Source organism: Myxococcus sp. XM-1-1-1 (assembly GCF_020037095.1).
In the GTDB taxonomy this organism is placed as follows: domain Bacteria; phylum Myxococcota; class Myxococcia; order Myxococcales; family Myxococcaceae; genus Myxococcus; species Myxococcus fulvus.
In genome coordinates this window covers 25,657-42,396 of sequence record NZ_JAIQDH010000043.1, presented here as the reverse complement: position 1 = coordinate 42,396, position 16,740 = coordinate 25,657, and the positions used below count along the sequence as shown (strand labels likewise).

The 16,740-nt window shown below is 69.3% G+C and carries 11 protein-coding genes; 4 read left to right on the top strand and 7 right to left on the bottom strand.

Annotated elements, in window-relative coordinates; all coding sequences use genetic code 11:
- From K8640_RS41725 to K8640_RS41715, 3 genes are all read left to right on the top strand, one after another.
- Window positions 1-2,997: amino acid adenylation domain-containing protein (locus tag K8640_RS41725; RefSeq protein WP_223752175.1), on the top strand; the 2,997-nt coding region annotated here is incomplete at its 5' end.
- Between the two features lie 133 nt (window positions 2,998-3,130).
- Window positions 3,131-3,328 (top strand): lysine biosynthesis protein LysW, encoded by a 198-nt coding sequence (gene lysW, locus K8640_RS41720; RefSeq protein ID WP_046714639.1) that lies wholly within the window; start codon window positions 3,131-3,133, stop codon window positions 3,326-3,328.
- Between the two features lie 13 nt (window positions 3,329-3,341).
- A complete protein-coding gene (locus tag K8640_RS41715) occupies window positions 3,342-4,205 on the top strand; it encodes a family 3 encapsulin nanocompartment shell protein (protein ID WP_223752174.1) in 864 nt (287 codons plus the stop codon).
- A gap of 50 nt (window positions 4,206-4,255) precedes the next feature.
- Here K8640_RS41715 and K8640_RS41710 read toward each other — a convergent pair whose 3' ends face one another.
- Complete coding sequence (locus K8640_RS41710) at window positions 4,256-5,224, bottom strand: cyclopropane-fatty-acyl-phospholipid synthase family protein (protein WP_223752173.1); 969 nt, start codon at window positions 5,222-5,224, stop codon at window positions 4,256-4,258.
- Between the two features lie 311 nt (window positions 5,225-5,535).
- On the opposite strand from K8640_RS41710, the gene K8640_RS41705 reads away from it, so the two are divergent.
- The gene (locus K8640_RS41705) at window positions 5,536-7,557 is read left to right on the top strand and encodes a hypothetical protein (RefSeq protein WP_223752172.1); all 2,022 of its coding nucleotides are present in this window, start codon (window positions 5,536-5,538) and stop codon (window positions 7,555-7,557) included.
- Window positions 7,558-7,659: 102 nt separating this feature from the next.
- Here the strand turns inward: K8640_RS41705 and K8640_RS41700 are convergent, their stop codons facing one another.
- Genes K8640_RS41700 through K8640_RS41675 form a run of 6 tightly spaced genes read right to left on the bottom strand, consistent with a single transcriptional unit; the run spans window position 7,660 to window position 16,738 of the window.
- The gene (locus K8640_RS41700) at window positions 7,660-9,066 is read right to left on the bottom strand and encodes an aldehyde dehydrogenase family protein (protein WP_223752171.1); all 1,407 of its coding nucleotides are present in this window, start codon (window positions 9,064-9,066) and stop codon (window positions 7,660-7,662) included.
- 30 nt (window positions 9,067-9,096) lie between these two features.
- The gene (locus K8640_RS41695) at window positions 9,097-11,274 is read right to left on the bottom strand and encodes a 3-hydroxyacyl-CoA dehydrogenase NAD-binding domain-containing protein (RefSeq protein WP_223752170.1); all 2,178 of its coding nucleotides are present in this window, start codon (window positions 11,272-11,274) and stop codon (window positions 9,097-9,099) included.
- Window positions 11,275-11,317: 43 nt separating this feature from the next.
- Window positions 11,318-12,529: an acetyl-CoA C-acetyltransferase gene (locus tag K8640_RS41690; RefSeq protein WP_223752169.1), complete on the bottom strand. Its 1,212-nt coding sequence runs from the start codon at window positions 12,527-12,529 to the stop codon at window positions 11,318-11,320.
- 34 nt (window positions 12,530-12,563) lie between these two features.
- Entirely contained in the window at window positions 12,564-13,712 is a 1,149-nt protein-coding gene (locus K8640_RS41685) for an acyl-CoA dehydrogenase family protein (protein WP_223752168.1), read from the bottom strand.
- Between the two features lie 30 nt (window positions 13,713-13,742).
- Entirely contained in the window at window positions 13,743-14,888 is a 1,146-nt protein-coding gene (locus K8640_RS41680; protein ID WP_223752167.1) for an acyl-CoA dehydrogenase family protein, read from the bottom strand.
- Window positions 14,889-14,899: 11 nt separating this feature from the next.
- Window positions 14,900-16,738, bottom strand: coding sequence for a long-chain fatty acid--CoA ligase (locus K8640_RS41675; protein WP_223752166.1), 1,839 nt, complete (start codon window positions 16,736-16,738; stop codon window positions 14,900-14,902).
- Window positions 16,739-16,740 lie beyond the last annotated feature (2 nt).

Genomic DNA, 16,740 nt, shown 5'->3' with positions numbered 1-16,740 from the left:
GAGCAGGTGGTGGACGCGCTGCAGCCGAGCCGGGATTTGAGCCGCTCACCGCTCTTCCAGGTCATGTTCGTCATGCCGGGCCCCACGGTGCCGGTGTCGCTCCAGGGGCTCGGCGTCGAGAGCCTCGCCTTCGAGCCGGGCATGTCGAAGTTCGACCTCACGCTGTTCGTCCAGGAACAGCCCCAGTCGCTGGTGACGTCCTGGGAATACAACACGGACCTGTTCGACGAGGAGACGGTGTCGCGGATGGCGGGGCACTACCTCCGGTTGCTCCAGTCCGCGCTCGCCCAGCCCGCGCAGGACGTGGAGACGCTGCCGCTGCTCGCCGAGTCCGAGCGGCACCGGCTGCTGGTGGAGTGGAACGCCACCGAGGCGCCACTTGCCTCCGTGAGCCGGGTGAACGCGCTCTTCGAGGAGCAGGCCGAGTGCACTCCCGACGCGGTGGCGGTCCGCTTCGGGGAGCACGTGCTCACCTACGGCGAGCTGAACCAGCGCGCGAATCGACTGGCGAGACTCCTTCGCAGGGAAGGCGTGGGCCCCGATGTGCCGGTGGGGCTGTGCGTCCGTCGCTCCCTGGACCTCGCGGTCGGTGTGCTCGCCATCCTCAAGGCGGGTGGCGCGTACGTCCCGTTGGACCCGTCCTATCCGCGCGAGCGACTGGCGTGGATGCTCCGCTTCTCCAGGGCGCCGTGGTTGCTCACGCAGTCCTCCCTCGCAGACCTCGTGCCGGATGGGGCGGCACAGCTGCTGCTGCTCGACACGGAGGCGGCGCGCTTCGAGGACGAGGACCCGGAGGACCTCCCGCCACTGGCGGGGCCGGAGTCGCTCGCCTATGTCATCTACACCTCGGGTTCGACGGGAGGCCCGAAGGGCGTGGCCATGCCCCATGGGCCCCTGCTCAACCTGGTGCAGTGGCAGCTCGGCGCCTCGCGCCTGCCACAGGGGCGCACGCTCCAGTTCTCCGCGCTGAGCTTCGACGTCTGCTTCCAGGAGCTGTTCTCCACCTGGGCGGCCGGCGGGGAGCTGGTGCTCATCCCCGAGGAGCTGCGGCTGGACGCACGTGCCCTGCTGGAGCACCTGGAGCAGCATGGCGTCGAGCGGCTGTTCCTCCCCTTCGTCGCGCTCCAGAACCTCGCCGAGGTGGCGGACCGGGACGGGCTGGCGCCGGGTCGACTGCGCGAAATCATCACGGCCGGAGAGCAGCTCCGAGTGACACCCGCGCTGCGGCGCTTCATCGGCCGCCTGCCGGGCTGCGTGTTGCACAACCACTACGGGCCCACGGAGTCCCACGTGGTGACGGCCCACACGTTGGAGGGCGACCCCGCGTCCTGGCCGGACCTGCCGCCCATCGGTCGTTCCATCTCGAATGCGCGTGTGCACGTGCTCGATGCGCGAGGCACTCCGGTTCCTCCGGGTGTCCCCGGCGAGCTGTATCTCGGCGGCGCGGCGCTGGCGCGCGGCTACCTCCACCGTCCGGACCTGACGATGGAGCGCTTCGTCGCGGACCCGGTGGGCCTTGCTCCAGGCTCACGGGTGTACCGGACGGGAGACTTCGCGCGCTACCTCTCCGACGGCACCCTCGAGTTCCTCGGCCGACGCGACGCACAGGTGAAGGTGCGCGGCTACCGCATCGAGCTCGCGGAGGTGGAAGCCGCGCTCGCACACCATCCCTCGGTGAAGGACTGCGTGGTGGAGGCGCGCGCGGATGGCTCGGGGCTGTCGCGGCTGGTGGCCTATGTCGTGGGCACGGACGGCGCGGAGCCCGAGTCGAGCGCCCTGCGCGCCTTCCTCCAGGAGCGGCTGCCGGACCACATGGTTCCAGGCCACTTCGTGATGTTGGACTCGCTGCCCCTGTCTCCCAGCGGCAAGGTGAATCGCCGGGCCTTGCCCACGCCGGACGCGGACGTCACCCGACGGGACACGGCGCCCCGGGTTCCTCCGAGGACCTCACTGGAGCTCCAGCTCGTCCGGGCCTGGGAGGAGACGCTCGGCGTGCACCCGGTGGGCATCCGCGATGACTTCTTCGAGCTGGGTGGCCATTCGTTGCTGGCCATGCGCCTGCTCGCGCGAATTCGTGAACTCACGGGCCGAGCCCTCCCCGTGGCCGCGCTCTTCCAGGGCGCGACGGTGGAGCGCATCGCGGCCCTGGTATCGAGTCGCGCGCCCGCGGCCAGCTCGCCCCTGGTCCAACTGCGCGGCGGGACGAAGCGCCCCTTCTTCTGCGTCCATCCCGTGGGCGGCACCGTGCTCGCGTACGCGGAGCTCGCGCACCTGCTGGGCGCGGACCAGCCCTTCTTCGGCCTCCAGGCGCCCGGCCTCGATGGGGAGACCGCGCCGCTCGACAGCGTGGAGGCCCTGGCGGAGCGCTACCTGCGCGCGATTCGCGCGGTGCAGCCACAGGGCCCCTACCTGCTCGGGGGCTGGTCCCTGGGCGGGACGCTCGCGTTCGAGATGGCCCAGCAGCTCCAGGCGCGCGGAGAGTCGGTGGACCTGCTGGTGCTCATCGACACCTATGCGCGGGCCCACGCGGAAGGAGCGGTGGACCCGTCCTGGCTCGAACCCGCGCGGTTGGGCGCGCTCTTCTTCCGGGACGTGCTGCGCTCGGCGGGAGCCTGGCTGCCGTGCTCGGAAGACGTCCTCGCGAGCCTTGCCCCCGAGGAGTCGCTGGGCGTGCTGGAGGACGCGGCGCGCCGTGTCTCGGCGCTCCCTGAAACAGGGCTCGTCGCCCTGCGCGCCGTGTTCGAGTCCAACCTCCGCGCGGCCTGGCGCTACGTGCCCAGGCCCTACCCGGGAGCGCTGGTCTCCATCGAATCCGCCGAGTCACCTCGTGCGCACGAATGGGAGCTGCTCGCCAGGGGAGGCGCGGTCGTCCACACGCTGCCCGGTGACCACTACGCGTTGCTGCGCGCCCCGGGAGTTCACACCCTCGTCACGCTCCTGCGTGACGCGCTGGAACGTTCCCACGCCCGCACACTCCCTCGGAGTGTGTCCGCGTGAGCACGTCGATACGCCGTGCCGAAATACCTGAGAAATGTGGCCTTGCTGCACTCACTTGTGTTTCAGGGCTTGTCTTGACGACTGGAATGAAGACTCACACACTGCGCCGATTCAGCAAAAGAGGAGCAAGGGCATGCATGCACTGACGAAGCAGTCGGAATCGACCGGGCAGGCCCGCTGTCCCACGTGTTCGGAGCCCATCGAGGCCGAGGGCCGCGTGCAGGGCGAGGTGTTGACGTGCTCGGGCTGTGACGGAGAGCTCGAGGTGGTCGGCCTCAATCCGCTCCGGCTCGAGGAAGCGCCCGAAGTCGAGGAGGACTGGGGCGAGTAGGCCCGGGGGCGCCATGAGCACGAACGAATCCCCGGAGCAGCCGCTCCTCTCACCCGGAAGGGTCTTCGCCCAGGCCGTCGCCACGCAGGGCGCGAAGGCCTCGGTGGAGTTCTCGCACACCATCACGGAGGCCTTCCCGGGCTTCAAGCGGCGCCCGCGCATCGCGGTGCGCGGCCTGTTCAAGGTGGTGAAGGCCGAGGGCGGCAAGGTGAAGTACTGGCACGAGACGCCGCCCCAGTCGCCGCCCACCGTGCAGGTGGAGGACGTGGGCCTGCGCCCCGAGGCCGCGTTCGAGTTCCACACGGACCTCGCGACGCTCAAGCCCACCACGGCGTGGATTCAAGTCCCGCCCGCGCTCCTGGACGACCCGGAGACGCTGGCGACGTTCATCGACTTCCGGCTGCTCGTGCGGCTGTGCACCGCGGAGAACCAGGCGCTCGCCAGGGGGCGGGGTGGAGACCGCGTGCGGGGCCTGCTGGAGACGCCGGGAATCACGCGGCTGCCGGCGCGCTCGGACCCCGTGTCCTCGCTGCTGGCGGCGTGTGACAGGGTGGAGCAGATGGGCGGCAGCGCGGACGGCATCCTCGTCAACCCGGCGGACTACTACCGCTACTTCGTGGGCAAGGGCGGGCTGTTGTCGGACCTGACGAGCATGGGCGTGCGCATCGCCCGCGCGCGCATGGTGGACCCCGGGCAGGTCATCGTCGGGGACTTCACCGCGGCGGCCACCATCTTCGACAGCGGCCGCTCCTCCATCCGCTTCGCCACGCCGCCTCCCGGCATCTTCCCGCGCGACGGCCTGGCCGTCTGCGGAGAGATTCACGAGGCGCTCGTCGTCCACCTGCCGACGCACTTCTACGTCGCCTCGCTCGCCTGAGGCGGGGTGCCCGCCCGGAAGTCCTCCAGCGACTTCCGGGCGAGTGGGCGTCAGGGCTTCTCGGCGCTGACCACCGCGTACTCGTCGCAGTTGAACAGCGTCAGCCACTGGAGCTGCTCGAACTCCATCTGGCGGGCGCGCCGCACGTCCTCGCGCACCTTCGCCACGGTGACGCTGCCGGGCTGACGCTCCGCGGCCGTCATCCCCCGGAGCGCGGCCAGCGCGGTGTTGACGGCCGGGTAGACGTCCGACGCGATGGACTCCAGCTTCCCCTGGTGGAAGCCGGCCGCGTTCAGCTCCGTGAGATAGCGCTGCGTCGTCCAGACGTTGGCCTCCGGAAACGCAATCCGTCCGCGCCAGTACCGGTGCCGCAGTCGTCGGCGCAGGCCCGCGCCGGACTCGCGGTCCGTCTTCTGACACATGTCCGCCATCACCAGGCGCCCGCCGGGCTTGAGCACCCGGAAGGCCTCACGCAGGAAGTCGCCGCGCGTGCGGAAGTGCATCGCGGACTCCAGCGCGAAGACGACGTCGAACTCGCCGTCACCGAAGGGAATCTGGGTGGCTGAGCCCACCTCCAGCCTCACCCGGTCCTCCAGCCCCGTCAGCTTCACGCGCTCCTTGCCCACGCGGACCTGATTGGGGGTGACATTGATGCCCACGATTCGGGCGGGGCGGTACTCCTCCGCCCAGAGGATGTCCTGGTCGGCGTAGCCGAACCCGCAGTCGAGCACCACGTCCCGCTCGCCCAGCCGCGCCGTGCGCGCGAGCAGATGGGCCATCTGCGCTTGTGCGGCTTTGAACAAATCCCCGACGCGCTCGCAGTTCGTCTCGTCCACGCGCTCCACGTCACGCCAGTAGCCCAGGTTGATCCAGAAGGGCTCCCGCCCCGTGACGACGCGAATCTCTTGTGGTCTGGGCAGCCCTGCCACCCATGCACCCGTCTCGTTCGAGTAGAAACGCTCGGGGTCCGCCAGCACCGCGCTCTTGAGCTGCCTTGCGACCTGCATGACGTCGAACATCGCGAGCCTCCTTCGTGGCGGTCCTCTCATTATGACCTGGAATGCACGAATTGAGGAGCTGTCCTGAGGCGCCAGCCGTCCGCCCAGGCCCTGTCGGCTGATGGACAGAAGTGGCTGTCTTTCAGGTGGAGTCTCTCTTTGCCGTGTCGTTGTTTTGGTTGTGATTGCCTCCGGGACCCGCTCGGCCGGCGAGGAGGCCTTATTGGCAATTGGCAGTCACGGGGTGACGCGACGCGTATTGAGACGCTTCACTGACAGGCATAGAAAGTGTCTTGTTGTCACCCTGCTAATAAGCGGAGGAGGGCCCGCTCATGCGACTGCACCGCAGTGGTTCGTTGGCTTTGTCGAGTGTCTTCGTCGCGGCCCTGGGAGTGACCCAGGCCGCGGCCGCGGAGTTGCCGTTGTTGGACAGCACCCCCTTGCGAGCGCCGTTCGCGGCGGCCTGTGAGGGGAAGCCGGACTCCACGCTGCTACCCGTGGACCCGCGCACGCTCGTCGTCCCGGGCGTCAACAAGCCGGGCGCGGCGGTGCAGTTCAACGCCTTCTGGGTGGACCTGCACACCCCGCCGCCGCCGTTCATCTCCAACCTGCCGCCCAACCCCAAGACATGTGGCGAGTTCCGGGCCAGCGTCGCCCGCGGCAAGAAGAACATCGAGACGCGGGCCTACTTCCAGCCGTTCACCACGGCGTCCGCGTACTACTTCATGTACACGCTGTGGGGTTACCCGCTGCGCCCGTCGGACTTCGACGAGCAGATCATCAAGCGCTTCGGCCTGGCGAAGGCCCCCTTCCGCAATCCCTATCCGTACCCCTGGGAGAACCCCAACCTCACCAACGGCGGGAGCGGGCAGCTGCCCCTCGGCATGGTCCAGGAGCGCGACGCCAACGGCCGCTGGACGGGCGCCATCGCCTCCTCCTGCTCGGGTTGCCATGACTCGAAGCTGGGGGGCGACTCGGAGTCGTCCTTCCTGTGGGGCCGCTCCAGTGACGCCATCGACGCGGGCCTCATCCAGTCCGACATGTTCCGCTCCACCGTGGTGGGCAACATCTTCCAGATCGTCCCGGTGCCGTGGAGCGTCGGGCGCGGCATGAGCGACGCCATTGGCATCGTGGACCTCTTGCCCGCGCTCTTCGACATGGATGCCATGTCGCTGGCGCCCAGCCTGCTCGAGTACTTCCCCACCCACGCGGGTGGCATGTCGCGCGCCCCCAACTGGTGGTACCGCGCCTTCAAGACGCGCCAGTTCTGGGACGGCGCGCTCACGTCCGACAACGTCCGCTCGGAGATGGCGTTCGGCATCGCCAACATCACCCGCTCCGCCCCCGAACGTCGCGCCCTCACCGCCGAGTTCGAGGACAACGACAACTTCTTCGTCTCCCTGTCGCCGCCCACCTATCCCAAGCCCATCAACACGGCCCTGGCGGAGCAGGGCGCCATCCTCTTCCACGAGCGCGACCTGTGGGCCAACGGCGCCAACGCCAACATTCCCAAGCAGGCTGGCAACGGCTCCTGCGCGAGCTGCCACGGCGTCTACTCGCCGCGCCACGCCGCCAACCCCGCCTTCCTCCCGGACCCGCGCCTCAAGGGCATCTCCGGCGTCATCACCCCGATTGAGACCATCCGCACGGACCCGGCCCGCAAGGACCTGATGGCGGACGAGCGCAAGCGCCGCGCCTGGAACACGTCCTTCCTGGCCTACAACGACCAGCACCCGGACCACGGACCCTTCTATGACGACCCCATCACCAGCGCCCTGCGCCGCGTGCCGCGCGCCGCGTATGACCGGGGCACCGGGCCCATCTACTCGCCGGAGGGGCCGAACATCTGGATCAAGCCCTTCGGCTACATCGCCACGCCGCTCTACGGCGCCTGGGCCTCCGCGCCGTACTTCCACAACTCCAGCGTCCCCACGCTGTGGGATGTGCTCAAGCCCTCGGATCGCCCCAAGGTCTGGAAGCGCCAGCAGGTCTCCGGCAACGCGCTGGGCTCCAACGCCGGCTACGACATGAGCTTCGCCGCGTACGACTTCAACAAGCTCGGCTGGAAGGTGCAGGCCCTGGCCTGCGGAGACCGCCCGGCCAATGACCCCTTCATCCCCTGCAGCCAGGAGATGGCCACGCTCGACGTCCTGTTCGCGAACATCGCCAACACCGTCGCCAACTACAACTCGCTGGCCTACCAGTCGCCGCCGCCCATCACCCAGAAGCAGATCCGCTCGCGCATGATCTTCAACTCGCACCTGTACGGGCTCGGCAACGAGGGCCACGACTTCACCCAGTCGCTCACCGACAGCGAGCGCTGGGCCATCATCGAGTACATGAAGACGCTGTGACGACGAAGGCCTCGCGCGGGCGGGGCAGGGTGCCCGTCCGCGAGAGGCCTGGAGGAAACCGGGCCGTCGGGAGCAGCGTCCCGGCGGCCTCGTCGTGTCGGGCTACATCAGGCGCTTGAAGAGGCCCAGCTTGCCCACGTACGGCGGGTAGCGCATCGCCAGGTCCAGCAGGAAGGGTCGCTTCACCACGCTCTTCTTGTGGCTGAAGGCATCGAAGCTGGCCTGGCCGTGGTAGCCGCCCACGCCGGACTCGCCCACGCCGCCGAAGGGCAGCCCCTCCGCCGCGAAGTGCACGCACACGTCGTTGACCACCGCGCCGCCGCTGGACGTCTCCGTCAGGACCCGCTCGTTGACGGCCGCGTCCTTGGAGAAGCTGTAGAGCGCGAGCGGCTTGGGGCGCGAGCGCACGAAGCGGATGGCCTCGTCGATGCTCGGGCAATCCACCAGCGGGAGGAGGGGACCGAAGATCTCATCCTGCATCAGCGGGCTGGCCAGGGGCGCGTCGGTGATGACGGTGGGGGCGAAGAAGCGGCTATCCGCGTCGTGCTCGCCCCCGAAGGCCACCTTGCCGTGCCCGGCCAGCGCGCGGACGCGCTCGAAGTGCCGGGGGCTGATGATGCGGCCGTAGTCGCTGCTCTGGCGCGCGTCCTGGCCGTAGAACTGGGTGACGGCCTTCTTCACCAGCTCCGTGAAGGGCGCCTTGAGCTCGGGAGGAATCAGCACGTAGTCCGGGGCGATGCACGTCTGGCCCGCGTTGAGGTACTTGCCCCAGGCGATGCGCCGGGCGGTGACCTCCAGGTCCGCGCTCCGGTCGACGATGCAGGGGCTCTTGCCGCCCAATTCCAGCACCGTGGGCGTCAGGTGCTTGGCGGCGGCCTCGGCCACCACGCGGCCCACCTGGGTGCCGCCGGTGAAGAAGATGAGGTCCCAGCGCTGCGCCAGCAACTCGCGGCTGGCGTCCGCGTCGCCCTCCACCACGGCGACGACCTCCGGGGAGAAGGCCTCACCCAGGAGCTTCGCCAGCACCGCCGACGTCGCTGGCGCCAGCTCGCTGGGCTTGAGCACCGCGGTGCACCCGGCCGCGAGCGCCCCGACGAGCGGCGCGATGGACAGCTGATACGGGTAGTTCCACGGCGCGATGATGAGCGTCACGCCCAGCGGGTCCGAGTATTGGTACGCCCGCGCCGGCTGGATGACGATGGGCGCCGAGCCCCGGCGCGGCTTCATCCACGACTTCAGGTGCTTGAGCGCACCTTTTATCTCTCCATAGATGCTGCCGACCTCCGTCAGATACGCCTCCTCGGCGCTCTTCGAGAGGTCGGCCTTGAGGGCGGCGAGGATCTCCGCCTCGTACTTGCGCACCACCCGGTCCAGGGCTTCCAGCCGCGCCCGCCGCCACTCGAGCGGGAGCGTCACGCGAGACTCGAAATAGGCGCGCTGCTTTTCGACGAGCGCCCCCGCGTCGAGCGGAGGCGGTACGGCGGCGAGGCGACTGGAGCTCTGGACCATGGACTTCTCCTTGCGAAAGGCGATGCGCGGCTACTTCAGGAGCTCACCTCGCTCCGCTTTCTGGATGAGCGACGCGGGCGGCTCGAAGTGCTTGCCGTAGCGCTTCGCCAGCTCGTTCGCGCGGGCGATGAAGCCCCTGAGGCCCGTGCCCGTGGGCCCCTCGTAGCCGTTGATGAACTGGGCCACGCCGCCCGTCCACGCCGGGAAGCCGATGCCCAGGATGGAGCCGATGTTGGCGTCCGCCGCCGAGCGCAGCACGCCCTCGTCGAAGCAGCGCACCGTGTCGATGGCCTCCGCGAACAGCATCCGGTCCTTCATGTCCTCGAAGGGGATGGTCGTGCCCGGCCTGGTGTAGTGCTTCGCCAGCCCCGACCACAGTCCCGCGCGCTTGCCGTCCACGTAGTCGTAGAAGCCCGCCCCCGTGGAGCGGCCCTTGCGCCCGTGCTGGTCGATGAGCGAGTCGACGACGGCGTAGCTGCCGTGGTCCGCCCACGGCTTGCCCTCGGCCACCGCGGCGGCCTTCGTCTCCTCGCGAATCTTGCGCGGCAGGGTCAGCGTCAGCTCGTCCATGAGCGCCAGGGGCGCCGCGGGGTAGCCCGCCTGCAGGCCCGCCTGCTCGATGGACGCCGGGGAGATGCCCTCGCCCACCATGGCGATGGCCTCGTTGAGGAACGTGCCGATGACGCGGCTGGTGAAGAAGCCCCGGCTGTCGTTGACGACGATGGGCGTCTTGCCGATCTGCACCGCGATGTCGATGGCCTTCGCCAGCGTCGCGTCGCTCGTCTTCTTGCCGGCGATGAGCTCCAACAGCGGCATCTTGTCCACGGGGGAGAAGAAGTGCATGCCCACGAAGTCCTCGGAGCGCTTCACCCCCTCGGCCAGGAGGGTGATGGGCAGCGTGGACGTGTTGGACGCCAGCACCGCGTCGGGCGCCACCACGTCCTGGACCTCCTGGAAGACCTTGTGCTTGAGCTCCACGCCCTCGAACACGGCCTCGATGACCAGGTCGCAGCCCTTGAGCGCCGCGGCGTCCTGGGTGGGGGTGATGCGCGCGAGCAGCGCGTCGCCCTTCTCCTTCGTCGTCTTGCCCTTCTCCAGCGCCTTCTCCACGAGCTTCACGGAGTACTGCTTGCCCTTCTCCGCGGCGGCGACGCTCACGTCCTTGAGCACCACCTCGATGCCCGCCTTGGCGCACACGTAGGCGATGCCCGCGCCCATCATGCCGGCGCCCAGGATGCCCACCTTCTTCGCCGTGTGCTGCGGATAGCCCTTGGGCCGGCCGCCACCGGAGTTGATGTGCTGCATGTCGAAGAAGAACGCTTGAATCATGTTCTTCGCGACCTGACCCGTCGCCAGCTCCGTGAAGTAGCGCGACTCGACGGTGAACGCGGTGTCCACGTCCACCTGCGTGCTCTCCACCGCCACCGCCATGATGGCGCGGGGGGCGGGCATGTTCGCGCCCTTGAGCTGCTTGCGCAGGTTGGCGGGGAAGGCCGGCAGGTTCGCCGCGAGCCCGGGGGACGTCGGCGTGCCGCCCGGAATCTTGTAGCCCTTCTGGTCCCACGGCTGCTGCGAGCTCGGGTTCGCCTTCACCCACGCCTTGGCCGCGGGGATGAGCGCCTCCACCGAGTCCACCACCTCGTGCACCAGGCCCACCTCCTTGGCCTCCTGGGGACGGTAGCGCTGTCCCTGCAAAAGCACCTTCATCAGCGCGTCCACGATGCCCAGCATCCGCACCGTGCGCACCACGCCGCCCGCGCCGGGCAGCAGGCCCAGGGTGACCTCCGGCAGGCCAATCTGCGCGCCCTTCACGTCCGCGACGATGCGGCGGTGACAGGCGAGCGCGATCTCCAGGCCGCCGCCCAGCGCCGCGCCGTTGATGGCGGCGACCACGGGCTTGCCCAGGGTCTCCAGCGCGCGCAGCTGCGCCTTGAGCTCCTGGCCCAGCTCGAACGCCTGCTTCGCGTTCTCCTTGCGGATCTTCAACAGGTCGTTCAGGTCGCCGCCGGCGAAGAAGGTCTTCTTCGCGGAGGTGATGACGACGCCCTTGATGTCCGCCTTCTCCTTGACCAGCCGGTCCACCGTCGCGCGCATCGACTGGATGTACGCGGCGTTCATGGTGTTGGCGGACTGGTGGGGGTCATCCAGCGTCAAGGTGACGATGCCGTCGGCATCCTTGTCCCAGCGGATGGTGCTCTGCTCGCTCATGGGGTTTGCTCGAATCTTGGTCGAAAGGGGATGCGCAGAAAGGTCAGACGCGCTCGATGAGGGTGGCCACGCCCATGCCACCGCCGACGCACAGGGTGATGACGGCCCGGCGCGCCTTGCGCCGCTCCAGCTCGTCCACCATGGTGCCCAGGATCATCGCGCCCGTGGCGCCCAGCGGGTGCCCCATGGCGATGGCGCCGCCGTTGACGTTGATCTTCTCGTTCGGGATGCCCAGGTCCTTCTGGTACTTGAGCACCACGGAGGCGAAGGCCTCGTTGAGCTCGAACAGGTCGATGTCCTTCACCGACAGGCCCGTCATGTCGAGCAGCTTGCGAGTGGCGGGGATGGGCCCCGTCAGCATGATGGTCGGGTCCGAGCCGGACGTGGCCACCGCGGCGATGCGCGCGCGCGGCGTCAGCCCCAGCGACTTGCCCACCTTCTCCGAACCGATGAGCACCAGCGCCGCGCCGTCCACGATTCCGGAGGAGTTGCCCGGGGTGTGCACGTGCTCGATGCGCTCCACCATGTGGTACTTCTGCAGCGCCACCGCGTCGAAGCCGCCCATCTCGCCCATGGCGGCGAAGGACGGGCTCAGCTGCCCCAGCGAGGCGACGGTGGTGTCCTTGCGCGGGTGCTCGTCGCGCTCCAGGACCACCAGGCCGTTCTGGTCCACCACGGGGATGACGGAGTTCTTGAAGTAGCCCTCCGCCCAGGACTTCGCGGCGCGCGCCTGCGACTGCGCGGCGTAGGTGTCCACGTCCTCGCGGGTGAAGCCCTCCATCGTGGCGATGAGGTCCGCGGAGATGCCCTGCGGCACGAAGTACGTGTCGTAGTTGGTGGCCGGGTCCATGGCCCACGCGCCGCCGTCGGAGCCCATGGGCACGCGCGACATGCTCTCCACGCCGCCCGCGATGACCAGGTGCTCCCAGCCCGAGCGCACCTGCTGCGCGGCCATGTTCACCGCCGTCAGGCCGGAGGCACAGAAGCGGTTGAGCTGCACGCCGCCCACCGTCTCCGGCAGGCCCGCCGCCAGCACCAGCGTGCGCGCGATGTCCGCGCCCTGGTCGCCCACCGGCGACACGATGCCCAGCACGATGTCGTCGATCTGCTGGGGGTCCAGGCCGGGGTGGCGCTTCTTGAGGGCGTCCACCAGGCCGACCAGCAGGGAGATGGGCTTGATGCCGTGCAGCGCGCCCTTCTTGCCCTTGCCGCGAGGTGTACGGACGGCGTCGAAGATGAATGCTTCCTGGCTCACCGGGAGCCTCCTTGGGATTCGGTGTGGGAGTGGTCTACAGCGAACGGGCGACGAGTTCCTTCATGACCTCGTTGGCGCCGGCGAAGATGCGCATGACGCGAGTATCCGCGAACAGGTGAGCGATGGGGTATTCCTTCATGTACCCATACCCTCCGAAAAGCTGGAGGCAACGGTCCGCGACGCTGCTCGCCTGGTCCGTCAGCCAGTACTTGGCCATGGCCGCGGACGCCACGTCCAGCTCCCCCGCCAGGTGCTTCTCCACGCACTCGTCGAGGAACGCCCGTCCAACCCGGCCCAGCGTCGCGCATTCCGCCAGCTCGAAGCGCGTGTTCTGCAGAGCGAAAAGCGGCTTGCCGAACACCTGGCGCTGCTTGGTGTAGTCGACCGTGAGCGCCACGGCCCGCTCGATGCTCGCCTGCGCGAGCACCGCCGTGGCCAGCCGCTCCTGGGGCAGCTGCTGCATCAGCTGGATGAAGCCCGAGCCCTCCTCGCCGCCCAGCACGTTGACGGCCGGAATCCGGAGCTCGTCGAAGAACAGCTCCGTGGTGTCCTGCCCGTGGCCGCCCAGCTTCTCCAGGATGCGGCCCCGCTCGAAGCCGGGCGTGGTGTCGGAGACCTCGGCACACAACAGGGAGATGCCCGCATGGCCCTTCACGTCGCTGGTGCGCACCGCGATGATGAGGAAGTCACAGACGCGGCCGTTGGAGATGAAGGTCTTGGACCCGCTCACTTTGTAGAAGTCGCCGTCGCGCACCGCGCGGGTGGAGATGGCCTGCAGATCCGAGCCCGTGCCCGGCTCCGTCATGGCGATGGCGCCCACCCACTCGCCGCTGGCGAGCTTGGGCAGCCACTTGAGCTTCTGGGCCTCGGAGGCGTACGCGAGCACGTAGTGCGCGACGATGGTGGAGTGCACCGCGAAGCCCATCGTCGGGTCCCCGGCGCGCACCTGCTCCTCCAGGAGGATGGCCTCGTGGGCGAACGTGCCGCCGCCGCCGCCGTATGCCTCCGGGATGGACATGCACAGAAGGCCCAGCTCGCCCGCCCGGCGGTAGAGCGCCTTGTCCGGGAAGCCCTGGGCCACGTGCTTGGGCACGTTGGGGAGGACCTCCTTCGTGAAATAGGTGGCCGCGAGGCCGCGCACCTGCTCGAGCTCGTCGGAGCTCCACCGAGGACGTGCCGTCATAGTCTGTCTCCGCGCTGTCGTGACTGCTGTCTAGAGTCCGAACGTCTTGCCGATGATGTCCCGCTGGATTTCGCTGGTGCCACCATAGACGGTGGAAATCACCGTGGCACGCAGATGCGATTCCATATCGAACTCGGTGGCGTAGCCGTAGCCCCCCATCATCTGCACGCCCTCCAGCGCCACGCGCTTGGCCGTCTCGGTGGCCTTCAGCTTGGCCATGGAGGCCTCGCGCGGGAGCATCTTCTCCGGGGCCTCGTCCGCCATCTGCGCCACGCGGTACAGGAGCAGCTCGCTGCACTCCAGCTCCAGCGCCAGGTCCGCGATGCGGTGCTTGAGGGCCTGGAACGAGCCCACCGACTTGCCGAACTGCTGGCGGTCCTTCACGTACGCCACCGCGTCGTCGAACGCGCGCCGGCCCCGGCCCAGCATCGTCGCCGCCAGGATGAGCCGCTCGCTGTTGAGCCCCGACATCAGCTGCGGCCACGCCTGGTCCACCACGCCCACCACGCTGTCCTCGGGCAGGAAGCAGTCGGTGAAGTAGACGTCGTTGACCTCCTTGCCGTTGAGCGTGGGGATGCCGCGAATCTCCACGCCCGGCGTGCTCGTGGGCACGCAGAACATGGTGAGCCCCTCGTGGCGCGAGCCCGGGCCCGCGCCGCGCGTCCTCGCCACCAGCAGCAGGTGGTCGGCGATGTGCGCGTTGGAGCACCACGTCTTCTGGCCGTTGACGACGAAGCCGCCCGAGGCGCGCTCGGCGCGGCAGGTGATGGCCGCCGCGTCCGAACCCGCGCCGGGCTCCGAGATGGAGATGGCCTCCACCCGCCCTTGCGTGATTCCCGTGAGCACCTTCTGCTTCTGCGCGGGCGTGCCGAACCTCGCGTAGGGCCCGGCCGCGACGGCGGTGGTGACGTAGCCGCCCACCGGCGCGAGCCCGTAGGCGGTGCGCTCCGCGAACAGGCAGATCTCCGACATGCCGCCGCCGGAGCCGCCGTACTCCGCGTCGATGCCCACGCCGAGCCAGCCCAGCTCGGCCATCTGCGCGTACAGCTCGACGTTGTGCGCCTCCACGCCGTGCTGCGTCAAGGCGTCGCGCTGGGCGCGGGTGCCCGTCCTGGCGCGGCAGAAGGCATCGATGGACGCGGCGAACGAGGCTTGCTCGGGGGTTCTGGCGTGCATGGCGGCAGGGCTCAGGCGTTCTCGTAGAAGGTGGCGATGCGCTCGGCGTACTGCTGGAGGATGACGCGGCGCTTGAGCTTGAGCGTGGGGGTGAGCTCGCCCGTCGCCGGCGACCACGTCTCGTTGACGACCTCGAAGCGCTTGACCTGCTCGGCGCGCGACAGCCGCTGGTTGACGGAGGCCACCAGCGCCTCCAGCTCCGAGCGGATGGCGGGGTCCTTCGTCAGCTCCGCCACGGACATGGGCGGCAGGCCCCGGGCCTTGGCCCACACGGGCGCGACCTCCGCGTCCAGGCAGATGAGCGCGGTGACATACGGCCAGCCATCGCCAATCGCGAGCGCCTGGCCCACGAGCGGGTGGGCGCGCAGCAAGCCCTCGATGCGGGACGGGGCGATGTTCTTCCCGCTCGAGGTGATGATGAGCTCCTTCTTGCGGTCGGTGATGGTGAGGAAGCCCTCGGCGTCGATGGTGCCGATGTCACCGGTGGCCAGCCACCCGTCCTCGTCCGTGGCGCTGACGATGCGCCCGTCCCCCGCCAGGTAGCCCATGAACAGCACGGGGCCGCGCACGAAGATTTCACCGTCGGAGGCGAGCTTCAGCTCGAGCCCGGGGACGGGGCGGCCCACCGAGCCCACGCGGAAGTCGGTGGGCAGGTTGATGGTGGCGCAGCCCGTTGTCTCGCTCATGCCCCACACCTCGAGCACGCGGATGCCGAAGCCGCCCAGGTACTCCAGCACCTCCACGGGGATGGGCGCGGAGCCGCTGCTGGCCCACTGGAGCGCGTCCAGGCCCAGCGTGGAGCGCAGGGGCTTGAGCACCTTCTCCTCCGCCACGGCGACCTTGGCGGCCAGCTCCTCGGACACCTTCTGGCCGGAGCCCTCCAGGCGGAAGGCCTCCAGCGCGAGCGCGTGCGCGCCCATGATGGCGTCGCGGCGGGGCGCCTCCAGCGTGCCCAGCTTCGCGCGCAGGCCCGCGGCCAGCTTCTCCCAGACGCGGGGCACGCCGAAGAAGGCGGGCGGGCGCACCTTGGCCATCAGCGGCACCACGCCCGCCGGGTCCGAGCAGACGTGCACGTGCAGCGCCTTGAAGAGCATCCGGTACAGGCCCAGCTCGCGCTCGGCGATGTGCGCCAGCGGCAGGTAGGCGATGGACGGCGCGCGCATGGGCGTGGGCACCACCGCGTCCACGCAGATGGCCTCGTAGAAGGCGTTGCGATGGCTGAGCACCACGCCCTTGGGGTCTCCGGTGGTGCCGGAGGTGTACATCATCGCGATGGGGTCCTCGGGACGGATGGGCTTCCAGGTGTCCTCGAAGACCTGCGGCGCCTGCTCATGCAGCGCCGCGCCGTCCGCCTCCAACTGCGCGAAGGAGACATAGAGCGCGTCTCCGGCGGGCACGGCCGCTGCGTCGATGACGACGATGCGCTTGAGGGAGAAGAGCGACTTGAGGATGGGGCGCCAGCGGGCCACCTCCTCCGCGCCCTCGAGCACCACCACCGTGGCCGCGCTGTGCTGGGCGACGTAGCCTACTTGCTCCGTGCTCAGCGTTTGATAGGCGGTACAGGGGATGGCGCCCAGGTGGGCCGCGGCGTAGTCGATGAGCCAGTGCTCGGGCCGGCTCGACATCATGATCATCATCCGCTCGCCGCGCTGGAGCCCGAGCGCGCCCAGGCCCCGGCTCAGCGCCGCGGTGCGGGCGCGAATCTGGGCCCAGGTGAGCGTGGTGTCACCGGCGGTGAGCGCCGGCTCGTCCGCCAGTTCGTCCGCGTTGCGCTTGAGCAAGAGCGGCAGGGTGAGCTTGTTCGCCAGGGATTGGCACTGCGCCTCCAGGTCTGCGAGCGACGTACCCATGG

Excerpts from the sequence above, each read along its gene's own strand:
- K8640_RS41685 (WP_223752168.1), bottom strand. The coding sequence starts at position 13,712 with ATGACGGCACGTCCTCGGTGGAGCTCCGACGAGCTCGAGCAGGTGCGC.
- K8640_RS41710 (WP_223752173.1), bottom strand. The coding sequence starts at position 5,224 with ATGTTCGACGTCATGCAGGTCGCAAGGCAGCTCAAGAGCGCGGTGCTG.
- K8640_RS41705 (WP_223752172.1), top strand. The coding sequence starts at position 5,536 with ATGCGACTGCACCGCAGTGGTTCGTTGGCTTTGTCGAGTGTCTTCGTC.
- K8640_RS41695 (WP_223752170.1), bottom strand. The coding sequence starts at position 11,274 with ATGAGCGAGCAGAGCACCATCCGCTGGGACAAGGATGCCGACGGCATC.
- lysW (WP_046714639.1), top strand. The coding sequence starts at position 3,131 with ATGCATGCACTGACGAAGCAGTCGGAATCGACCGGGCAGGCCCGCTGT.
- K8640_RS41715 (WP_223752174.1), top strand. The coding sequence starts at position 3,342 with ATGAGCACGAACGAATCCCCGGAGCAGCCGCTCCTCTCACCCGGAAGG.
- K8640_RS41675 (WP_223752166.1), bottom strand. The coding sequence starts at position 16,738 with ATGGGTACGTCGCTCGCAGACCTGGAGGCGCAGTGCCAATCCCTGGCG.
- K8640_RS41700 (WP_223752171.1), bottom strand. The coding sequence starts at position 9,066 with ATGGTCCAGAGCTCCAGTCGCCTCGCCGCCGTACCGCCTCCGCTCGAC.
- K8640_RS41680 (WP_223752167.1), bottom strand. The coding sequence starts at position 14,888 with ATGCACGCCAGAACCCCCGAGCAAGCCTCGTTCGCCGCGTCCATCGAT.